At 41.5% G+C, this 23,320-nt stretch carries 9 protein-coding genes and 2 pseudogenes; 1 reads left to right on the top strand and 10 read right to left on the bottom strand.

Annotated elements, in window-relative coordinates:
- Nucleotides 1–2 precede the first annotated feature (2 nt).
- From V7L01_RS10050 to V7L01_RS35430, 7 genes and pseudogenes are all read right to left on the bottom strand, one after another.
- Entirely contained in the window at nt 3–1,013 is a 1,011-nt protein-coding gene (locus V7L01_RS10050; RefSeq protein ID WP_335034288.1) for a TauD/TfdA family dioxygenase, read from the bottom strand.
- A 76-nt stretch (nt 1,014–1,089) separates the two neighbouring features.
- Complete coding sequence (locus tag V7L01_RS10045; protein ID WP_335034286.1) at nt 1,090–2,658, bottom strand: condensation domain-containing protein; 1,569 nt, start codon at nt 2,656–2,658, stop codon at nt 1,090–1,092.
- A 110-nt stretch (nt 2,659–2,768) separates the two neighbouring features.
- Nucleotides 2,769–7,367 (bottom strand): type I polyketide synthase, encoded by a 4,599-nt coding sequence (locus V7L01_RS10040; protein ID WP_335034284.1) that lies wholly within the window; start codon nt 7,365–7,367, stop codon nt 2,769–2,771.
- Nucleotides 7,360–12,699: an amino acid adenylation domain-containing protein gene (locus V7L01_RS10035; RefSeq protein ID WP_335034282.1), complete on the bottom strand. Its 5,340-nt coding sequence runs from the start codon at nt 12,697–12,699 to the stop codon at nt 7,360–7,362. Before V7L01_RS10035 ends, V7L01_RS10040 begins: the two co-directional genes overlap by 8 nt.
- A 996-nt stretch (nt 12,700–13,695) precedes the next feature.
- Complete coding sequence (locus V7L01_RS10030; RefSeq protein ID WP_335034280.1) at nt 13,696–14,808, bottom strand: PepSY-associated TM helix domain-containing protein; 1,113 nt, start codon at nt 14,806–14,808, stop codon at nt 13,696–13,698.
- 492 nt (nt 14,809–15,300) lie between these two features.
- The gene (locus V7L01_RS10025; protein ID WP_335034278.1) at nt 15,301–17,865 is read right to left on the bottom strand and encodes a TonB-dependent siderophore receptor; all 2,565 of its coding nucleotides are present in this window, start codon (nt 17,863–17,865) and stop codon (nt 15,301–15,303) included.
- Nucleotides 17,866–18,419: 554 nt separating this feature from the next.
- Nucleotides 18,420–18,929: pseudogene (locus tag V7L01_RS35430) on the bottom strand (hypothetical protein).
- 248 nt (nt 18,930–19,177) lie between these two features.
- On the opposite strand from V7L01_RS35430, the pseudogene V7L01_RS35425 reads away from it, so the two are divergent.
- Nucleotides 19,178–19,463, top strand: a pseudogene (locus V7L01_RS35425) (IS1634 family transposase); the annotation flags it as partial.
- Between the two features lie 42 nt (nt 19,464–19,505).
- Here V7L01_RS35425 and V7L01_RS10015 read toward each other — a convergent pair.
- From V7L01_RS10015 to V7L01_RS10005, 3 genes are all read right to left on the bottom strand, one after another.
- On the bottom strand, nt 19,506–20,612 hold the full coding sequence (locus V7L01_RS10015) for an aliphatic sulfonate ABC transporter substrate-binding protein (RefSeq protein ID WP_335034275.1): 1,107 nt from the start codon (nt 20,610–20,612) through the stop codon (nt 19,506–19,508).
- A 313-nt stretch (nt 20,613–20,925) separates the two neighbouring features.
- Nucleotides 20,926–21,747 carry a class I SAM-dependent methyltransferase gene (locus tag V7L01_RS10010; protein WP_335034273.1) on the bottom strand — a complete coding sequence of 274 codons (822 nt, stop codon included), beginning with the start codon at nt 21,745–21,747 and terminating at the stop codon, nt 20,926–20,928.
- A 136-nt stretch (nt 21,748–21,883) separates the two neighbouring features.
- Nucleotides 21,884–23,065, bottom strand: coding sequence for an acyl-CoA dehydrogenase family protein (locus V7L01_RS10005; RefSeq protein WP_335034271.1), 1,182 nt, complete (start codon nt 23,063–23,065; stop codon nt 21,884–21,886).
- Nucleotides 23,066–23,320 lie beyond the last annotated feature (255 nt).

The raw sequence follows: 23,320 nt of genomic DNA, 5'->3' as shown, positions 1-23,320 counted from the left end.
TTTTATGACGCACAATACGGCTCTGCCATACCTACAAGGACTTTTCTCTCTCCAATAAACGGCTTACGTCCATGAGCAGTTAGCATATTGTCGAGCATTAAAATATCACCTTCCTGCCAGGAAAATGTTACTGATTCTTGTTGATATATTTGATTAATTTCTTCGATTACTGATGTTTCAATTCTAGAACCATCACCATATAAAGCGTTGCGTGGCAAGTCTTCTTCTTTGAGCACCGAAAGTAGAGAATCGCGGACTTCTGTTTTTAAGTTGGAAATATGAAACAAATGTGCTTGATTGAACCACACTATTTCACCAGTTCGCGGATGAGTAGCAATAGCCTGACAGACTTGACGTGTTTTTAGATTAGTTTCATCTTGCCACTCAAACTCGATATTAGCATGACGACAATAACTTTCTACATCAAGTTTGTTAGTGGTTTGAAAGACATTTTGCCACTGTAAATCAAGCCCTTGTCCGTAATTACGGACATACATAACATTTTTGAGAATGAATTGCTCTTTGATTTTTGGATCGAGCTGTTGAAATACTTTTCGACTATTAGCAATTGGTGTTTCCCCGCCTTCTGTTGCTGCTTTTACACAAAAAAAGCATATTTTTTTTGGCCAGCTTCGGGCGTATGCCATTTCATTGTGTAAAGGAATTGATTCTTCTGCGGGGTATTCAGTTGATGTATATATATTACCACTTACTTGGCTGCGAGGAGTTGACCGATAAGAATATTCAATTAATTCTCCAGAAATCGTTTTAATTAACTGTTCAAATTCATCAACTGCTTTGATATTAAAGTTACGAAAAAGAATTCCTCCATATTGGAATAATTGAGCTTCTAGCCAATCACGATTGTTGTTTGCCCAAGTTATCAAGTTTACGTCATTGACCTGAGGTTTAATAATTAATGGTAAATGCTGTCCTGGCAGAATAAACTCTGTTTTTACGAGTTCTTCTGGCGACACAATAATTGGTTTCCTTCTACCAAATTTTAAATTCATTATTCTCTTTGTAAGTTTTACTGAAGAACCATTTATATAGCAACGGTCAATGACTAATGACCTGACAAGGTAACTATTAACCAGTACTAATAATTCCTTTCCGCTTAACTTTACCTAATTTCTGCGAACGCGCTACTTGAAAATTTTGATGCTTGAGAAATTCGTCTTCTTTTTCAGCCTCATTTAAGGTTGATACCAACTGTTTCAGCTTGATATCAGGCTGTTCAACAATAATAGTTAGAAGCTTTATAAAAAGTTCTGCCATACGAGCAATCGTAGTAGCATCAAATAAGTCTGTTTTATACTCAAAAAACCCTTTGATTCCTTCTGGTGTTTCTGCAAGGTCAAGCTTCAAATCATGCTTAACCATTACACTTTCAACCTCTAAAAAGCTAAGTTTAAGTCCTGGAAGTTCAAGATTGTACGTGGGAGTATTCTGAAGGACAAACCATACCTGAAACAAAGGCGTGTGATTGAGGTTACGTTCTAACTTTAGTTCGGCTACCAGCTTTTCAAAAGGTAAATCTTGATGTGTGTATGCGTCTAATGTTACTTCCTTCACTCTTTGCAGTAAATATCTAAAGCTGGGATTATTTGAGAGATTGCTACGTAGTACTAAGGTGTTGACAAAAAAGCCAATTAATTGCTCGATTTCGCTACGGTTGCGGTTGGCAATAGGAGAACCGATAAGAATGTCTTCCTGATTAGTGTAGCGGTAAAGCAAGGTATTAAATGCTGCCAGCAGGGTCATAAACAGGGTAACTCCTTCTTGCTGGCTTAGGGATTTCAGAGACTTGGATAGTGTCGTAGAAAGTGAGAAATAGTACTTTTTCCCAATAGAAGTTTGAAAGTGCGATCGCGGTCTATCTGTTGGCAATTCCAGAACTGTTTTCGCATTTGCTAACTGCTCTTTCCAGTAGGCTAGCTGAGTATCAAGCTTTTCCCCTTGTAACCACTGTCGCTGCCAAAGAGCAAAATCTGCATATTGGATAGTTAATTCCGGGAGTAAAGAGTGTTTTCCAGTGGAAAAGGCTTCATACAATGCTGCTAACTCTCGAACCAATACACCAATTGACCAGCCATCTGAAACAATATGGTGGATTGTAAACAATAATATATGTTCTTGCTCGCCGACGCGCAAGAGAGTACATCTGAGTAACGGCCCTTCAATAAGGTCAAAGGTGCGTTGAGATTCTTCTACAATTAGTCGTTGTATATCAGTATTTCGTTGTGCTTCTGGCAACTTAAACAGATTCACGACTGTGATTGTGACATTTGCAGTTGGAATAGGATGAATGACTTGAACCGGTTGATCCTCCACCATTTCAAAAGTAGTACGTAAAGCTTCATGGCGTCGTACAATCTCGTTGAGACTCTGCTCCAGAGCCACGACCTGAAGCGCACCTATCAGCTGTATAATTCCTAGTTCATTATAAGAAACGTTGCCAGGATCAATTTGATGGATAAACCACAACCGTTGTTGAGCAAAGGATAGGAGAACAGGACTTGTTTGAGAACGTTTGGGAATAACCTCTAGTTGAGAGTAAGAGTAAACTTCACCCCGCAGCCGCTTTTCGAGAAGTTCTCGCTGAGAGGCTGAAAGCCTCAACCGTCGTTTTAAAATTTCATCTTTTTTGTTATCCATTATGCTCCCTATCCAACTATGAAAACTAGCAGTTCTTACTAATCCATGATTCGACAACTTTAATTTCCATCATTTACACTGACCAAACTTTGCTACTAAGCTTTTCAATTTTATTTTCGGCCGGCATCAACATTAGCTTTATCTTCTGTTAATTTTTCCAACTCAGCTAAAATCATGTCTTCAATCATCAAAGCCAACTCAGCTATAGTCGGTGCTTCAAAGATTTTACGCAGGGATAATTCTACCTGAAAATCTTTCCGAAGCAAGGAAATGAGTTGGGTAGCTAGTAGGGAATGTCCACCTAAATTAAAGAAGTTATCATTAATACCTACTTGCTCAATACCCAGCAATCCCTGCCAGATATCGGCAATCTTTTGCTCAAGCTCACTACTAGGAGCAACATAGGCAGTTCCTAAAATAGGTCTTGGATGAAGTGATAATGAATTTACTTTATAAGTATCTTCTTTATGTTGAAGAGATTCAAGCTTAATCCATTGGTTAATTCTAGTTTGTAGTTCTCCTGTCGATACAACTACCTGACTGAAATTACTATAATTCAAAATCTTTTGAAAAGCTTCTATACCTTCCTCTGGTTTAATCGCAAATTCTGCTAAACCCGTAGCAAAGGATGATTGACTTTGTTTACTGTTTTTTCCAAGTTGCCAAGCATCCCAATTGATACTTGTCCACATGACAGGATTACTTTGATTATGTTGGTGAACAAAAGTATCCAAAAAGATATTTACAGCCGAGTATCCAAAAAATCCTATTCCTCCTAAAACTGAAGATAAAGAAGACATCAGTAAACAAAAATCAAGCTTTTTTCCTTGTAAAACTTTTTCTAATACAATAACTCCCTGCACTTTAGGTTTAAATTGCTGACTGCAATTAATTTTACCTGTTTGTTCAATAAATGAAAAAGACTTTTCTTCAGTAATCCCAGCAGCGTAGATGACACCATTAAGTTTACCAAAAAGTAACTCTCCTTGTGCAATTGCTTCTTCCATTTGCTGGAAGTTTGCTACATCAGCACTGATTACGAAAACTTCAGCACCTAGCGCTTCAATTTCCTGTAATTTCTGAATCTTCTTGCTAATATTGTTATGTCGATCGTGAGTGTTCAGCCATTGAAACCACTCGTCTTTCGGAGGAATTGTTGAACGTCCTGTCAAGAGCAGTTTAGCTTGTACTGTTTTTGCCAGATGCTCTGCTAAGACAAGTCCAATCTCTCCAAGTCCACCAGTTATTAGATAGACTCCTTTTTCCCTTAATCGTGATGTCTCTACCTTAGTTTCATTTAATTGAATAGGCTCAAAAGTTTGCACCCACTGATTATTACCACGGTAAGCAATCATTAGATCGGAGGTAGCGGTTGTCAGTTCGTTCAGTAAAGAATTTATCAGTTTGTCCTCTTGGAAACTTCCTTCTAAGGGAAGAACAAGATCAATACTTCGACAGCGAATGTTTGAATATTCTTGGGGAATAACCTTCACTGCTCCGAGCAAAGTAGCTTTTTCTGGATACAGAATTTCTTCTCCGGTCACTGACTGCATATTGTTGGAAATAACCGTGATTTGAAATTCATTTTTAAGATTTAATTTACCCAGTGCCTGGGCTAGAAACAGTAGGCTGTAAAATCCTTTTTCTTGAACTTGCTCTAGCCATTCAACTTCTGAAACTGTGTGAATTTTTGATGTAATGCTCCATAGATGAACAATCTTCGTTGGAAGATTTTCTCGCGCGTACAATTCTCGAAGCAAAGTATCGTAATCACTACTTTCTCCAGGATCAATGATGTATTGAGTATCACTCAGCTTGGTGAACTTTGACCCAATCTCCACGGTAATTATATCTTGATGATGTGTTCGGAGTTGTTTCACCAATTGAGAAGATAAACTCAACTCATTCGTTAACACTAAAATGCAATATTTTTGCACTACCGTTTTTTGCCGTTCCAGTGATGCTGGAGATATGGATTGTTTCCATAAAGGTAAATAGAACCAATCAGCAATATCTGGTTTTTTACCAAGTGACACAGGTTTAGCATCATCTTGCTGTTGCTGTCTATAATTTTCAATCCAGTAATGCTGGCGCTCAAAAGGATATGTTGGTAAAGGAAGACGATGACGACGCTCATGAGCATAAAATCCTGACCAGTCTACCTGGACTCCAGATAGCCAGAGCTTGCCTAATGTGTTTAATAAGAACGCTGCATCTAAGTGTTTTTCCTTTGGATGCCGTAATGAAGAAAATCCTATCCGTTCTGAATGTTTTTTAGCGAAGGTAGATAAAGTACGCCCAGGGCCAACTTCTAGCAGGATGCGATTTGGCTCTTGAAGCAATGTACAGATACCTGAGCTAAAGCGAACTGTTTGCCGTAAATGCTTTACCCAGTAATTTGGATTTGTAGCTTGTTCTGCGGCGATCCAAGTGCCAGTGAGGTTGGAAACAAAAGGAATTTTTGGGGGATGTAGTTTGATTTGACTAACTTCATTTTGGAACACCTCCAAGATGGATTCCATCATTTGGGAATGAAAAGCATGGGAAGTATATAGACGACGACACTCTATATCTTGGAGCTTGTTGTGAAATGCGTCTATAGCATCATCAGTTCCCGAAACCACACATAGAGATGGTGCATTACTGGCAGCGAGGGATAATTTTTCATCCAGTAAAGCTATAACTTCTTCCTCTGGCAGGGGTACGGAGAGCATAGCCCCAGATGGTAGTTGTTGCATTAGTCGCCCACGCGCCGCCACCAGCCCCAAAGCATCGCCAAGAGACATAACACCAGCTAAACAAGCGGCGACATATTCCCCAATACTATGGCCAATCATCGCCTGGGGAGAAATGCCCCATGACATCCACAACTGAGCCAGAGCATATTCAATTACAAATAGTGCTGGCTGAGTGATATCAGTTTGTTGTAGTTTTTCTGCTGCGGCTTTTGACTCAGACTCCCTCGGATAAATGAGCGATCGCAAATCTAGCCCTAGATGAGGTTGAAGCAATTCACAACACAGATCGACCTGTTCTTGAAAAATCGGCTCAGTTTGGTATAGTTCTTTACCCATATCCACATACTGAGAACCTTGTCCAGGAAACATAAAGGTGATGGGGCGATCGCCTGCTTCGAGTAAGTGAGTAAAAACTCTTTGAGGATCTCGCACCTGCAAGGCGTTGATTGCATCTTCGATATCCTGGCACACCAATACGCGACGATGATTGAATTCCCTGCGTCCGACTTGCAATGTATGCGCCACATCCGCCAAGCTAATATCGGGATGTTGCTTGAGGTATTGAACCAGATTTGTTGTTGCAGTTTCCAGTGCCGAGTCTGTTTTGGCAGAAAGTACCAATAACTGCCAAGGACGAGAGGGACTAGAAGCTCCTAAGGCTGGCGCTTCTTCCAGAATTACATGAGCATTAGTCCCACCAATACCTAAGGAACTGACTCCAGCCCGACGAGGGCTAAGTCCGGCTTTCCATTCTGTAAGCGTTGTATTAACATAAAAAGGACTATTGGCGAAATCGATTTGGGGATTAGGTTGCTCAAAATTCAAGCTAGGTGGAATTAACTTATGTTTGAGAGCAAGAGCTGTCTTAATCAGCCCCACCACTCCAGATGCTACATCTAAATGACCGATGTTTGTTTTGACTGAACCGATCGCACAAAAGCCCTTTTTATTTGTACTCCTACGAAATACTTGAGAGAGGGCGGCAATTTCAACCGGGTCGCCTAAAGTAGTGCCAGTACCATGAGCTTCTATATAGTTTATTGTCTCTGGCTCAACTCCTGCTAACATCATGGCTTCAGCAATTACTGTTCCTTGACCATCCACACTGGGCGCGGTATAGCCGACTTTCAGAGAACCATCGTTATTGATAGCTGAACCTTTAATAACTGCATAAATACAATCACCATCTGCGATCGCATCACTCAATCGCTTCAGAAGAACCACTCCTACACCATTACCAATTGTTGTGCCCTGTGCTTTAGCATCAAAAGCACGACAATGACCATCAGGAGATAGTGTTCCTCCTGGTTCATACAGATAACCTGTTTTTTGGGGGACTCGAATTGATACTCCTCCAGCTAAAGCCATGTCGCATTGGTAATTCAGTAAACTTTGAAAAGCAACTGTTGTCGCAACTAATGAAGTGGAGCAAGCTGTTTGGATTGTAATACTTGGACCAGAGAGATTTAATTTGTAAGAAACACGAGTTGTCAGAAAGTCTTTATCATTCCCAATCAACTTTTGATAGGATTTTGCTGACCCCACTTGGTCGCTGTTTATATTAAAAGATAAGTAGTTATTCAGGCTAGCACCAGCGAAAACTCCGATGCGGCTATCACATCTAGTAGAGTCATAACCAGCATTTTCTAGAGCCTCACTCGCACATTCTAAAAACAAGCGATGTTGTGGATCTGTGACTTCTGCTTCTTTAGGATTAATGTCAAAGAATAAAGCATCAAAACAATCAATATTTTCTAAGACAGCACTAGCTTTTACATAATTTGTATCGTTTAGGAGAGCCGGGTCTATTCCTTCTGATATTACCTCTTCATTGGTGAATTCAGAAATTGACTCTACGCCATCTCGTAAATTCTGCCAAAACTCTTCAATATTTTTGGCATTCGGAAAACGTCCTGCCATGCCAACGATCGCAATACCTTCTATAGCATCGTAATTTGTGGCGTTAACCATGAATCTTTTTACCTTGCTTGCTCAATTGTTGTTTTTGCCGATTGATAGCCTCAATTTGCTTTTGTATGCGATTTTGCATTGGCTGAACAGAAGGCGCATCCTCTGGCTTTTGACTTAAATATTGTGTCAAAGATTTGATAGTTGGATTTTGAAATATTTCGACAATTGATAAACTACGGTTCAAATTTTCCTGTAGTTTGTTCTTTACCTGAACTATCGACAAAGAGTGACCACCAAGGTCAAAGAAATTATCGTTTACTCCTACTTTTTCTAGGTGCAGCACCTCTTGCCAAATAGTAGCGATCGCTCGTTCCAACTGAGAGCGGGGAGCTTGATAACCTTCAGTCAAATCTGGGCGATTGGCATCTGGTACAGGTAATGCCCGACGATCTATTTTGCCATTTGTCGTCAATGGTAGTGCCTGCATCTGCACAAAAGTTGATGGAATCATGTAGTCTGGTAACTGCCGTTTGAGAAGATTCCGCAAATCATTAATCAAAACTGCTGTTTCTTTAGCTACAAAATAAGCTACCAAGCGACGAACTTCTAGTACATCCTCGCGGATCGCCACTACAGTTTCTTGCACTTCTGGATGCTGTCGCAGTACTTCCTCAATCTCGGAGAGTTCAATGCGATAGCCTCGGATCTTTACTTGATGGTCAATTCGCCCCAAAAACTCTATATTTCCGTCTGTGCTATATCGCGCCAAGTCTCCCGTTTTGTACAATTTTGCTCCCTGCTGATTACCGTAGGGATTGGAAATAAATTTCTCAGCAGTTAACTCAGTTCGATTCAAATAGCCTCTGGCTAGCCCTGCACCACCAATATGCAGTTCACCTGGCACACCAATCGGAACAGGTTGTAGATATCGATCTAGCAGATAAATTTCTGTGTTATTAATAGGGCGACCTATAGGCGGAACATTGCTATCTCCCTTTTGCAACAAAGCAAAGGTTGAATAAGTTGTATCTTCGGAGGGGCCGTACAAGTTGAAAACTTGTTGAATATGCTGCTGTTGATACAGTTGTTGTACTAATTTATTCTGAAGTGGTTCCCCAGCTAAATTGACTGTACGCACTGAGTCTGGAATACCATCAATCCTTAATAACTCTGTTATGACGCTGGGAACGGTGTTAATCAGAGTTACATCCTTAGCTACAGATAAGGTGGGTAAATGTAGTGCATTCTCTACTAGGATTACCTTACCGCCACAGATGAGTGGGACAAATATCTCAAATACTGAAAGGTCAAAGCAAATTGAGGTTGATGCTAAAACTCCAGCGAAAACTTCAATCGGAAAAGACTTCTTCGCCCAATCCATTAGGGCGGTTGCGCTTCGATGTTCGATCGCTACACCTTTTGGTTTACCTGTAGAACCAGAAGTGTAAATTACATAAGCTAAGTTTGCAGAATTTATCTGGCTTTGGCAGTTTTGGGAATTTTCTTGAGCAATCTGTTCCCAGTCAGTATCTAAACAAACTACTCTAGTTCCATCTGTTGGCAATTTGGCTGCCAAATCCTGCTTGGTTAATAGCACTGAAGCTTGAGCATCTTTCAACATGAACGCTAAACGTTCTTCAGGATATCCACGATCTAGTGGTAAGTAAGCTCCACCAGCTTTCAGGATGGCTAATATCCCGACGATCGTTTCTGGCGATCGCTCTACGCAGATACCGACAAGCATCTCTGGCTTGATACCCAAATGTTTTAGGTAGTGCGCCAACTGATTTGCCTGATTATTTAGCTCATGGTATGTCAGTTGTTTATTTTCAAAGACGACAGCAACAGCATTTGGTGTTCGTTCTACCTGTGCCTCAAATAACTGATGGATGCATAAATCGGCTGGATAATCTGTCTTGGTATCATTCCACTCATATATCAACTGCTGTTTTTCAGATGCTGTTAATAAGGGCAAATCTCCAATTGCATTGTTGGGATTAATAACTATGCCTTCAAGCATTGTTTGGAAATGCCCTAGCATCCGAGTTATAGTATCTGGATTAAATAGATCAGTGTTATACTCAACAGTCGCAACTAACCCCTGTTCTCTATCTTCCATAAACAAAGTCAGGTCGAACTTAGCTGTACCACTGTGACCTTCCTGAGCAGTTATCGATATGTCTGATAACTTTGGAGTTGGTAGTGGAACATTCTGAAGAGCGAACATCACCTGAAATAAAGGATTGTAGCTCAGGTCGCGCTTTGGTTGTAGTTCTTCAACTAACTTTTCAAAAGGCAGGTCTTGATGAACGTAAGCATCTAAGGCTGTTGACTTTACTTGGGAGAGAAATTTTCTAAAACTGAGTTCGCCATCTAGGTTGCTACGCAGTACCAAAACATTGACAAAGAAACCTATTAACGGCTCAATTTCGGCTCGGTTGCGACTTGCAGTTGGAGAACCCACCAAAATATCTGTCTGCCCTGTATAGCGGTAAAGTAAGCTTTTGAAAGCCGCAAGCAAAGTCATAAACAGAGTCACACCTTCCTGACGGCTCAGTTTCTTCAGTGCTACTGTCAGGGTTGGAGGCAGAACTAATTTAGCTTGGTCTCCTTTGAAGGTTTGAACTGGCGATCGCGGACGGTCAATAGGCAGGTTTAATATAGGTAGCTCGCCGCTTAACTGTTGCTTCCAATACTCTAGCAAAGGTTGGATGCGATCGCTGCGTAACCACTGCTGCTGCCAATATGAAAAATCTGTATATTGGATCGGTAAATCAGGAAGTGGAGAAGGTCTCATGGACGAGAATGCTTCATATAATGCTGCTAGTTCTTCGATCAGAACCCCGATAGACCATCCATCTGCAACAATATGGTGCAGCGTTAAAAGCAGCTTATATTCTTGTTCAGCTACACGCAAAAGTTTTGCACACCAAAGCGGCTCGCACGACAAGTCGAAAGGTTGTTGAGCTATGAGAGTGGATAGATGCTCTACTTGTTTTATGCGTTCGCTTTCTGGGAATTCTCGCAAATCTTTAATTGACAGACTTATAGGTGCAGCTGGTTCGATTGCCTGAACGGCTTTACCTTCACTGATGATAAAGTTTGTTCGTAAAGTGTCGTGGCGTCTGACGATCTCATTCAGACTTTGTTCTAAGAAAGCTACGTTAATCTGTCCTGTAAGGTTAATTACGATTGGAATGTTATATACAGGAGTACCAACAACTAACTGATTGGTAAACCACAGTCCTTCTTGTGCAAAAGATAGAGGGTGGACTTCGGTGGTTTTGATAACTGGATTGAGAGGCGCTAATGATTGACATGCCGCAGTCATCAGTTCAGCAAGTATCTTGGTGGAGAGCGATCGCAAACTCAACCCTTCAAAGAAGTCAGCTACAGAGACAGTAACTTGCAGGTCAGCTTCAATTCGGTTTTTTAACTCGAAAACTTTTATAGAATCGAGTCCCAAGGAGCTTAATGGCTGTTGAGGGTTAATTTCATTCGGTAGGATTGCAAATATTCGTGCGATCTGTTCTTGAAGATAAGACTCTAACAACAACTGAGATTCTTTGGGAGCGATCGCTAACAGAGCTTCGCGCTGCAACCTATTGTTGTTTCCATCTATATTAATATCAATACTTTTCTGAATACTGCTGCCAACAATTTTCAGTTGATCTGCGAGAAAATCGGCTTTTGTTGCACGGCGTTGAATTTTGCCACTCGAAGTTTTCGGAAGACTACCTGGTTTAATTAGAATCACCGCATGAACTTGTACTTCATGTTCTTCGGCAACTGCCTGACGAATTGCTGCAATAACTTCCTCAACATTCGGTTTAGCGCGAAACTCTAACTCTTGAACTACAACTAGTTGTTCTTGATTGCCAACCTCGACTGAGAAGGCTGCACCACTACCTGAACGTAATGATGAATGACTACGTTCTGTAGTTAACTCTATATCTTGTGGGTAGAGGTTCCGGCCTCGAATAATGATTAAGTCTTTGGCCCGACCTGTAATAAAGAGTTCTTCATTGTGCAAAAAGCCCAAGTCACCAGTACGTAGAAATGGGACTTGGTGTGTGTCTTTGAGGTAAGCGTGGAATGTTTGCTCTGTCTCTTGAGGACGATTCCAATAACCCTGACCAATACTAGGTCCTGATACCCAGATTTCTCCTACTTCATTAGCTTGACAACGAGTTAATGTTTCAGGATTGACGATGGCTATCTTTTGTAAAGGTACGACTTGACCACAACTGACAAAGGTTTGGGTATGTTCGCTCTCAGCACTAGCTTCCATTACCTGGTTGTTTGACAGAGCAAATTTTTCTATAGTTACGATCTCAGGTAAAGCTTTTTTGACTCCACCAGAAACGATTAAAGTTGCTTCTGCCATCCCATAACAGGGGTAAAATGCTTCAGGACTAAAGCCACACTCAGTAAAGGCTGCGGCAAATCGCTCTAAAGTATCCTGCCGGACTGGTTCAGCACCGTTAAAAGCCACACTCCAACTACTTAAATCAAGCGCTTCTTTTTGTTGTTGGGTAATTCTTTGAATACACAGATCGTAAGCAAAGTTGGGACCACCGCTCGTGGTGCCTTTGTAGCGAGAAATTGCTTGTAACCAACGGTATGGACTTTGCAAAAAAGATGCTGGAGACATCAAGACGCAATGAAAACCACCATACAAGGGTTGCAAAATTCCACCAATCAGTCCCATGTCATGATATGCAGGAAGCCAAGAAACAAATTGGCTCTCTGGTGAATGTCCCATCAACTGGTAAGTCACGCCAGCATTGTGCAGCAGATTGCCATGACTGAGCATGACTCCTTTTGGCGTTCCTGTTGAACCTGAGGTGTATTGCAGAAAGGCTAAGGTATCTGCATTAATTGCAGGTTCTTGCCAAGAATCTTCAATACCTTGTGTCAAGTCGTCGGTAGTTAGCCAGTGTAAATTTCCCAGGTTGGTTTGTTGTACAAGTATTGATTGTAATGTGGACAGTATTACTGTTGTGGTGAGAGCGACGCTTGCTTGTGTATCTGTGCTAATAGCCTGTAATCTGGGTATTTTGCGTAGATTTTGAGGCGGATAAGCTGGAACCGCTACTACCCCAGCATAGAGACAACCAAAAAAAGCACTCAAGTAATCCAATCCAGGAGGATAAAGTAATATGGCGCGTTTACCACTTAAACCAAGGGCTTGGAGTTGAGATGCGATCGCTCTAGAACGCCGATCCAACTCATCGTAGGTGAACGTTGCTTCTTGAGTTTCTCCATCTTCGAGAAAGGTAAATGCTTGTTTATCCGGTGTCTGCAATGCACGCTCGCGCAGAACATCAACGACAGTTGCATGGTGCTGGGGAATTTGAATTTCTTGTATGCTATTGAAAATTTTAGTCATTTTCCGCCTCAAGCATTTTTAAACTGCACGCAAACAAAATTTAAATAAATATGGGTTAAATTTAACAACTTGAAAGCGATATGGAGAATTGCCAGAATCAACTCTCTGTAGCTCATACTCTCCGCATCTTTGCGTCTCTCTAAACTATCAATATTTTCAGTTACCCAATACTCTAGAATTATTTACTATCATTTCAGGAGGCTTTTGTAGGACTTATGCATTGACAGAAAAGCCAAAATAGCAGGTATGCTTTTCAAAGCTTTTAGCTAGATTTGTCAACTATTTTTTGGCGATGCGTGCGGAGGGCTGTGACGCTTGTTCCCCTTGGGAGAAGACTTGCTAACGCTTTGCTATCAGCGACGTATCTCACATAAAAATGGTTTTTAAAAGTCTGAAATGAGTTATCTACATGAGTACACAAGATGATTCGTTTATACAGCGTTTAAGTCTTATCCTACTTAATTGAAAGACTCTGCACTAAACTTTAATGTGAGTAAATTTTTTGTTAATTATGCAAATGATTCTCAATTAACTACTTATGTACTTTAATAGGAATAAGTTGCATTTGGCAAGCAAGTATTCATAGATATTACTTATTGTTTACGAATATTCTATTGGATTTATATAATGTAACTCCCAAGGCAGCCCTTTTAGTATTGACGAATAGCAGGTTATGTGGTTTTTGTAAAAAGGTAAACCTAGAACCATACTCAACACCCGATCTTATCTAGCGTGTTTGATGCATTTGTAGAGGACAGCCCCGGAGCGCGTGATGATGCGAGGACTGATAGAATACATTTTTAACTTCGATTCGAGCGGTTCAACACTTCAAGTGTTCGTCAATACGAACAAGAGTTTAGGACTGACGCACTATACAAAATTTGGGCTTTTGAGCCATACCTAACACCCAATACAGTAAATATGCAACTAAATCAGCGCTGAAAACGGACATTTTGTGTGATACGCATTAGAGTTAGTTTGTACAGTGCCTAAGCCCTAGAGTTGTCGTATAGATTTTGCCCGATAGCGGTAGCGATACATCACAAGGCTAGTGATGAACAAAATCAGTGGTGTAAGTCCAACAAAAACATAAAGAATGCGCGTTGGTAATCCGCCAAAAGTACCAAAGTGCAATGGTATAAAGGAGTCAAAAATTTGGTCGCCAAGAGATGCCTCTAGTGTATTTTTAACTTGCACCAGATTGCCTGTATACCGATCGAGCCATAAACGACTGCGACCAGAAGATTCTGCTTCATGGGGTAATTTCTTGGCTATATAAAAAGTTGCCTCTGGGGTCGTGGGCAAGATAATAAAAGTAGTTGCACCACTTGGTAGAGCCGCATCAGCTTTCTTGAGAATCTGTCCAAGTTGCAACGGTGTCCGACCAGGCAAAGGTTGAGAAACGGGATCGGGTAGACTGGGAGTTAAAGTAAGTGCATAAATGATGGGTTGTGTGAAATGCTCGAAATTCCAACAGAATCCAGTAAAACCTGTTAATCCCAGGAAGATGGCTGCGATAATACCTATGACTTTATGAATATCAAAATTCACTCGCTTTGGATGTGCCTTCAACTTGATTTTGAAACCAGGTATCAGCTTTCTCCAACCAGGCCACAGTAATATCCCTGTAATACTGAGGAAGAATGAAAGTAGGCCAACTATGCCTAAAATTAGCCTTCCGATTTCGCCAGCTAGGAGTTGCTCGTGTAATTTTAGGATCGAAGTCCTGAAGCTGGGATCGCCGTTGCGACTGCCCATAATCTCACCCGTGTAGGGATTAACATTGACCTCTGTAATCTCTCCTTTAGGGGATCTGAGCAAGACTTGATGTGGCACATCTGGTGCTAGTGGGGTGCGAATGACAATAGCTTGAAGCTCTGGCTGATTTTTATAAGCCGCCTTCACAGTATATAGCTCGGACTCTATGGAAACACGTTGTCCTTGGGGAATTACGTGTCCAATCTGGTGAGAAAGCAAGAAGTGGTCGATTTCGTCTGCAAATACCAGCAAGCTACCTGTTAAGCCTACAATAACAAGCAGCAGTCCTACAGATAGGCCAATGTACCTGTGTAAATGAAAAGCAATCTGGCGTAATTTGAGTGACCTCATGGAAAATGCTCCCATAGTATTCCTAATAACCCAAGTTGCAGATTATTTATGCATCACACCATGAGACAACAAATATCTTCACGGTGTCCAATCGCTTTCAGCAGACCGTGGATGATAGGATAGATCGCAATTGTTTCATTTAACATCTGCCCCTGCGAATTTTCTGACTAAAGGGGATTTTATTGCTTAAGTCGTTGCGTGCGTTAGCGATCGCGGAGCGTCTTGTAGAGAAGCTTACCGTACCCCTTCTGTTAAGCAAGCTACGTGTAGCAGACGTATTAAAAGGTATCGCGCTCCCCTATAACTAGTAGTCTGGCAAGTCAACTTTGCATGGTGGTTAGCAGAGGGGCAGAGGGGCAGAGGGGAAAGAACTTGGTATTTGCCTCTCCTCTGCTCCCCTGCTCCCCTGCTCCCCTGCTCCCCTGCTCCCCTGCCGATCTCCACCCAGCAATTTTGGGGAAAGCGAACTACTAGCAACTTGGGTTAATATCATCAAAACTCCCAGGAAATCGTTCCTTGTACCGTCAGCGGCTCTCCTGGAAAAACGCTGAGGTTACGTTGAGCTGATGCATAATAATCAATATCGAACAGATTTTTAATGTTGAGCGCTAATCGGAAATTATTTCGCTCATAGAAAACAGCAGCATCAGTGCGTAAATAGCTTGGTAACTCGAACGTGTTTGCCAAGTCTCCCTGACGATCGCCAACGTAGTATAGTCCTAAACCAAACCCCAAACCCCGCAAGTCACCTTCAGGAATTTTATAGGTCGTCCACAAGGTAAAGGCGTGTTTCGGTACATTATTCAGTATGTTGTCAACAAGCTGAGAATTAGTGTCTTTTGTGACGCTAGCATCAGTGTAGGCATAGCCCCCAATAATGTTCCAGCCGGGCAAAATCTCCCCACCAATATTTAGCTCAATTCCTCGACTTTTTTGCTCGCCTGTTTGAATAGACTCGCCAGGATTGTTTGGATCGTTAGTCAGCACGTTAGAACGAGTCAGATCGTAAAACGCTAGTGTTGCTGAGACTTTATCATTTAAATCTGTCTTGATGCCTACCTCGTATTGAGTCCCTTTTTCTGGCTGGAATAAACTGTTATCAAAGGTTGTACCAATAACTTGTTGAAATGAGCGACTATAGCTGGCGTAGAGCGAAATTGCTGGGATGGGCTGGTAGACAATCCCAACGCGAGGGCTGAAGGCTTCGTTTTGTTGAAAATCATTATTCGACGAGTCTATAAAGTCTTCAAATGTTTGATTAACAATATCGAAACGGCCGCCTAGCAATAACTTGAGGTTATTGTAGAGCGCGATTTGGTCTTGAAGATAAAAGCCTAACGAGTCCGATGTCGTTTCATCATCAAATGGGTCACCAATAATCCCTCCTAGCGTCTGAGTATATACCGGATTGAACAAATCAAGTGGCGCAATGGAACGATTAATTTGTGCACCTCCGAAAACCTCCCTAAATAAATCAAAACCAGCTACTATTTGGTGCTGAATGCTGCCCGTCTTAAACTTTCCAACAACATAAGTATCCAAAGAATAAGTGTTATCGTAGCCTCCTGCTGGGAACGTTCTCACAGTTCTTGACAACAAGCGCCCATCTTCTGATAGAGAGGTGGGAAGGATATATATCCGGTTGTTGGGGTAGTTAGAAAACGAAGCTTGGAAGGCATTTCGGACTTGCCAATCTTCGTTGAAGCGATGCTCAAAATTATAGCCAAGTCGCAAGACGTTACGGTTGTTCCCTGACTCTGAGACATCAAAAGGTTCTCCAATATTGCGATTCCGGGGGATTTTACCATTTGGATTAGACAGCACAGTCCCTCTAGCTGGCAAACCGGAATCATCTGGTTGCTGAGTTGCTAAGTATTCAGATTCAAATGATATCTTTGTATTCCGATCGATTTGCCACGTTAAGACGGGTGAAACAAAGTAACGTTGCCTTTCCAAAAAATCGACGAAACTTCCTGAAGTTTCCACAGCAGCGTTCAGGCGATATAGCAGTGTTTTATCGGAAGTTAAGGGACCGGAGATGTCTAAAGAACTCCGATAAAAATCATAACTGCCAACTGTACCTTCCACTGAGTAGTAAGGCGAACTTAGGGGCTGTTTCGTGATTAAATTGACAGTGCCTCCGAGCGAACCTTGACCGTACAGAACAGAAGCAGGCCCTTTGAGAACTTCAATACGTTCTAGGTTGGCAGTCTCAGAAGGAATACGGCTACTTGTTCTTTCTCTCAGACCATTTCTCAAAATAGCATCACTATTAGGGGTAAAGCCTCGGATGATCGGTACATCGAATATATTACGGGTCGTACTAGCCGGTTCTTGGATGCCACTGACGTTTCTTAACGCATCACTGACGCGGGTTATCCGTTGCTCTTCAATCAACTGTCGAGGGATAACTTGAATCGACTGGGGAATATCGCGCAGAGGAGTATCCGTCTTGGTAGAAGTTGAGGAATCTTCTACGCGATATCCATCTTGCTCGCCCGTTACTACCAATTCAATCGGTTCATCACTTGATGCTGCTGGTTGAGTTGGCTGTGTCTCACTTGCTGGCTGATTTGGTTGAGGTGTTGGTTGCGTTTGTGCTGATGGTTGGCTAGAAGCAGCCGCACTCGCAACGCTAAAAATTAACCCTTCATTCGGACTGTCAAACAATTCAACAGTAGGGACACCCGCCTCACCAGTCACTGTCACCCGGATAGTGTTGGCATCAAAATTAGTGACCGTTATCCCAGTAATACCTGCAATTGGTTTGTCTGAGCGGAATGTAAATACCTCGCCACTGGGTAAACGTAGTTGGGCGTTAGGAATATCAACAATAAAGCTATTAGCTGCACTACGATTTGTGATTTGCAACTGTTCCCCAAGGGAAGTTTGTAAAATTACCTCGACACCTTTGTCAGTGGGATTAGCTTTAACTCCCGTAACTTGTACAATTTTTTGAGCAGGTGTTATTGGTGTTGGTGTCTGCACAAGTATTTGGGCGTTGGAGATCGGACGTTCTCTTTTATTGACTTCCCTAATCTCTGCTGTCGATTTCACTGACTGTACTCTGCTCGACAGAGATACTTGTTGAGAATAACTTATAGTATTATTAGCTGGTCTTCGCTTTTGAAACTCTTTTGTGGATATTTCTTCGCTTCTAGTAGGATTTGTGCTTAATACAACCATTGAGCAGGCCAGTAACATACTGGAAACAAGCCACTCTAACTTCATTATTTTTCTATTCAGATCCATCAGACTGTAATTAATTGCGCGATACTTAGAAAAGTATTGAAAACTATTTTCAGTAATTTAGCAAGCTTATTGAGAATAATTCATAAAAAATCAGATATATAAGGTCATCTGCTTTACCTTTGTAATAGGCAACAGTAAAATGTATTAAATGTCAAGCAATAACTGGTGTGCCATCTCGACCAGTACCAAGTTGAATCAATTGGTCTTTAACAGAATAGTCACAACTAAAAAAATTATTAATTTAATACCAAATCTATGTGAGGCTGCATAGAATAAGTCCCTTGTCGGGCATGGAGTTTCAAGGGTTTTATTCTGTGCATCTTCATAGAGAATTGGTATAACCTGAGTTCGGGTTAAGATTAGGCCGCAGAAAGCAAATTGCGATCTATGGCGATCGCAGGCTTCTTAGGTTGATGGCAGTAGGCGATTAAACCTTACTACGATGTTGACTAGGCAGTTGACAGGCGATCGGTGACGAAAATGCTCAATCTGGTGGTAGAATCCAAAAAACTGATGCCCTTACAGGAGCCAAAACAGGAGCGCAGATAAGCACACATAAGCAACTCTCTACTAGGCATCGACTCGTGCATTGCGATGGTAGCTGACCAAACCGGGGAAGTATGCTTGCCACTGAACCTGTACTTTATCCTGGTAGTAGGATTTGAAATTCCGGTAACAAGACTGATGAAAGCCAATCGGAATCGTCACGATCTCACTCAAACACAGACTGCGATGCCTACGGCGGTAAACTACGCGCTTTCTTTTTTGCAGCCCATTAGTTCATTACCCAACAGTTGGTGCCCCCACTGTGGTTCAAAGGTTTGACAGAAGTCATCCACAGAACAGAATAGTTTTTCTAGAGCTATGATGGCTCTAGCTCTACTTCAAACACCAGTAAACGAAACAATACTGGAAGTCTGAAGCAACTAAGTCGCGTAAAACGTCAAAAATCTTGTACTGAAATTGCTATAAACGACTTGGGAAACCTAGAAACCCCAAGCTGGCTTCGCCTGAGCTTGGGGTAGTTGATTGAGTTAGGAAAAATAGATAGTCAAAACTATACCAAAGCAGATCCAATTTATTTGCAGATTAATTCGACCACTTTCTAATTACTTCGCGTGTTTTGACCCTTTTAGAGTTTCAGTTTCGTCGCAACTGGAGAAAAATAAAGAAAAGCTAACTGGATTTTATGTTGGGAATCCCAAACGAGAAACCACGCGTCCTACTGCTGAAAAACTTCTTGCTGTATTTAAGGAAATTTACCTATTCTTGAGTGAGGTTAAAAAAGAAGTTTATGCACATTTGACTGCTCTTTCGCTCTACAGGAACGTATTCTTGTTTTACCTGAGTTCCCGACCACTATTTATACTCAACTTTGTGGTCAATCTTTTACCCCTGAGTAGCCTTTCTTTTAACTCCCGAAAAAATGGGCGAACCGAGAGTTACTACTTATTCGCTAACACCTCTGACGGAGTAATTTTGGCGTACTCTTCAGGTGTCAAAAACCCGTCTCTAACATTTACCTTCTTGGGGATAAGTCCTAAGCTGTACCACTTATCTGCAACTTGCTGTTGCTTAATAATGGTTTTATCAGTGATTGGTAGTAACCCATAGTCATATTTCTTATGCATTATTTCTAGAGTTGGTGGATCTAGCTGAGTTACAGGAGCAAGGAGTTGTGCTACTTCTTTGGGATGATCCTTAGTCCAGATTTCTGCCTTTTCTAGCTCCTCTAAAAACACTTTGATCGCATCAGGATGAGCCTGATAGAATTGGCGTGAGGTTGAGTAAAAATTGCCAGTATCCCGCAACTTATCACCATCTGCTAAAACACGAGCTATTTTCTTTTGTACATTTCTGGTAGCGAATGGCTCCCAAATATACCAAGCATCAACTTTGCTCTGACTGAATGCCGCATTTGCATCTGGCGGGGCTAAAAAAACTGATTGGACATCACTCAGTTTTAGTCCTGCATCTTCTAAGGCTTTAACCAATAAATAGTGACCGATAGAAGCTTTCTGGAAAGCGACTTTTTTCCCCTTCAAATCGCTAACACTTTTTATCGGGGAGTTTACAGGAACTAAAAGTGAAATTGATTTACCACTGGGACGTGTAGTAGCTAGATAAACAAGGGGCGCTCCTGCTGCTTGTGAAAAGACAGGAGGTGATTCTGCTGTAGATGCAATATCTAGTCCATTTGCATTCAGAGCTTCTAGCTGTTGAGGCCCAGCCGCAAATTCAGCCCACTGTACTTTAAAACCCAGAGGCTCTAATCGCTTTTCTAAGGAACCCTGCTTTTCTAAAACTGCTAGAGCGGTAAGTTGTTTTGAACGTACAATCCTTACTACTTGCTTCTCAGTTGACTTTTGTGTAGTGCTAGATGAAGCCACTAACTCAGGGGAAGCTGCCGACTGTTGAGTGTTATTTTTTGCTTCGCTACAACTCGATAGAGCCGTCGATAGCATTAAGCAGTAGCCCAAAGCAAACAACAAGGAACGGCGTGTTGTTCTCTGGCTTTTTCTGAATTCAAACTTTCCTTTTAAAGGTAGCATAGGTTGTTTTATTGATTCCTCTCTAGGTGGTTATAAAAATAATGAGTAATTGCAATATAAAAACAAAAATATTCTCTATTAATTTATTTGAGTTTTACAATAATTAAATGGTTTTTTAGATTTCAAAACATTATTTATGAGATGAGGGAAAAGAGTGGGTATTACCCCACCCTGCAACGACTCGAGGAACTGAAAATTTAATAGTTGGAGGTAAAAATTTAGGAAGTGGAGTGAGAAAGGCCCACTCCAATATCGTGCTAGTGGAAGATGGAAATTTGTAAGTGAAATTCTGTCTTGTTAGCTTTCAATTTTGCTAGTGCTTCCAAGCGACTAAAATTGTAGCTTTGAGTTCTTCTGTAAAATGTCCAGACGGCTCAACTGCTAGTAGCGCTTCTCTAAGATCCTTTTCAAATGCTGGGGCGTTATCGCCATAGAAAATTTTCAAAGAGAAGGCTGTAGTGTATAAATAGCCAAGATAGCTATCGACAGTCCAAGATTTTTCAAATAGCACTTCATAGTTTTCTTGGCGAGCAAAAGCCGAATTGGCAATTACGACTTCATGAGGAGGATCGAGTGGTTTACGAATGCCTTGTCCTCGTTGTCCAGTCCGCCGCTCTTCACCTAACCATTTCTTCACTACTCCAACAGCAGCTTGTTTCCAAGGTAGATTGCTTTCCCAAGGGTTATCACCAGTCTGAAGCAGTGCTATTCCACCATCATCAGTAAGCAATTCATAAAGGCGTTCAAGCACTAGTTCGCGTTCCATCCAGTGGAAGGCTCTACCAATGGTGGTTAACTTAAATTTCCCTAAACTAGAGTCGATTAATTCGGCTCCTTGTTCTAACCAAGTAATATTATTTGCTCCGACTGCTGCTGCTTGGCGTTTGGCTTCTGCAATCATTTCTGGATCGGGATCGATCGCTACAACTTCTTCAAATTTGGTTCGCAGAGGAATTGAAATTAATCCTGGGCCAGTACCCAAATCAAGGAGTCGTCCTTGACCATTGAGATTAAATATTTCGGCTAGTTTGTCGAATACAACAGGTGGGTATTTGGTTCTATATTGAGCGTAGCCCTCAGCGGCTCCCTCAAATAAACTTGGGTCGTAGGTAGGAAGTGTTTTTAGTTGAGTCATATCAATATTTGATTTGGATTTTAGATTTAGGTAAGTAAGGTGGAGATTAAAGAACGCCCACCCTACAAGACAGTGAGTAGACAGCTTAAATATTGGGTTTTAGGAAAAATTTTCCTTAGTTCCCAGTCCCTTGTTCCTAAGAATATTGGGTGATGACGGGTAGCTGCTCGTTGAGTACCCAATCCCCGATCGCACGCAATTTGTAGTCCACAGGATCGTGCAGGGTAAAGGTTCGTAAATCCCGCCAGTAACGGTCAAATCCATATTTAGTTGCAGTGGCGCGAGTTCCGGTAACTTCAAAGATGCGATTGGTAATATCTATACCTACACGACTAGCTAATGCCTTGGCTGTGGAAACTGCGATCGCTACTTCTCCCCTTTCTTGATGAGTCAGCGATACATCCTTTTCCCACGCTGCTTGCACCTTTTCGGCTGCTTTGTCGGCTAGAGCGATCGCAGCTTGAATTTCCACCCAAAAGTCACCGTAATGATGCAGAATATATGGGTCTTGAGTCGCACTATCTACTCCTGATGTAATCCACGGTTGAGTAGTAGTTTTGGTATATTCACGAGCAGCAGCGAAGGCTCCTTTAGTAATTCCTAGATAAACGTTGGTTTTTGTTAGCTGGGCAATAATACCAAGAAAAGTTGAGAAGGCACTATCATGAGGATTTGGTGGCCCCAAAATCTCATCTTTTTCTACTAGAACATTGTTAAATGTATAACTACCGCTATCAGTGCGACGTTGGCCAATATTATCCCAATCTTGATTAGAAACTAACCCTTCTCTGTCTTTGGGAATTATGAATATGAAAGGCAATTCTACGCCATCTTCCAAAGCGGAGAATACGCGGTAATCTGCGACGGAAATACCTGTACCAAAGCTTTTAACACCATTAACCCGAAAATTCTCGCCTTCTGGGTTAATTTTCAGCCTTGTATCCCGCGTATTAATAGCATTTGCCCAAAATAAGTTTTTCTTAGCAGTTTCTCTATAATATTTTTCTTTTTGGGACGGCGTGCCGGAAACGTGACCCAAAGCCGTCAAATTGAGATGATTACCATACAACTGACCTATTGAACCATCTGCTTTTGATAATTTTCTGACAATTTTTAAGGCATCAATCCAAGTAGCTCCAATGCCACCATATTGCTTAGGTACAATCAGTGGTAGCAGTCCACTTTCACGCAGTTTATTAATTTCCTCTTCTGGAACTCCAGCTTCAGCATCCCGTGCAACTGCGGATTGAGCAAGTTCCTTGGATAGAGAAGTTGCTAGGTCAATGTAATCCTTTGGTTTTGTAATATCTAGTACCATAATTAAATCATCCTTTTAGGGATTTCCAAGAAATAAATTATCTAACGAACCACAGAGACGCAGAGAGAAGATTTTTGCGTCAGTTTTAGGATATTTTTCAACTCTCATTTCTCCGTGTCCTCTGCGCCTCTGCGGTTCGTTATTTTTATTTAAGAGAAATGTAGAGTGAGTCTTGCCCACTCTACAAGTGAACAGAGGAAATGGAACATGGAACGTTGTAAAGAATTGTCATTAGTCATTAGTCCTTTGCAAATT

The sequence above is a fragment of the Nostoc sp. genome (genome assembly GCF_036917095.1).
GTDB lineage: Bacteria > Cyanobacteriota > Cyanobacteriia > Cyanobacteriales > Nostocaceae > Nostoc.
Note: the sequence above shows the minus strand (reverse complement) of the source record. Positions and strands in the feature narration are given on the sequence as shown.

What these genes read in the sequence shown, in the direction of transcription:
- V7L01_RS10050 (WP_335034288.1), bottom strand. Translation starts at nt 1,013, where the DNA reads ATGAATTTAAAATTTGGTAGAAGGAAACCAATTATTGTGTCGCCAGAA.
- V7L01_RS10045 (WP_335034286.1), bottom strand. Translation starts at nt 2,658, where the DNA reads ATGGATAACAAAAAAGATGAAATTTTAAAACGACGGTTGAGGCTTTCA.
- V7L01_RS10040 (WP_335034284.1), bottom strand. Translation starts at nt 7,367, where the DNA reads ATGGTTAACGCCACAAATTACGATGCTATAGAAGGTATTGCGATCGTT.
- V7L01_RS10035 (WP_335034282.1), bottom strand. Translation starts at nt 12,699, where the DNA reads ATGACTAAAATTTTCAATAGCATACAAGAAATTCAAATTCCCCAGCAC.
- V7L01_RS10030 (WP_335034280.1), bottom strand. Translation starts at nt 14,808, where the DNA reads ATGAGGTCACTCAAATTACGCCAGATTGCTTTTCATTTACACAGGTAC.
- V7L01_RS10015 (WP_335034275.1), bottom strand. Translation starts at nt 20,612, where the DNA reads ATGCTACCTTTAAAAGGAAAGTTTGAATTCAGAAAAAGCCAGAGAACA.
- V7L01_RS10010 (WP_335034273.1), bottom strand. Translation starts at nt 21,747, where the DNA reads ATGACTCAACTAAAAACACTTCCTACCTACGACCCAAGTTTATTTGAG.
- V7L01_RS10005 (WP_335034271.1), bottom strand. Translation starts at nt 23,065, where the DNA reads ATGGTACTAGATATTACAAAACCAAAGGATTACATTGACCTAGCAACT.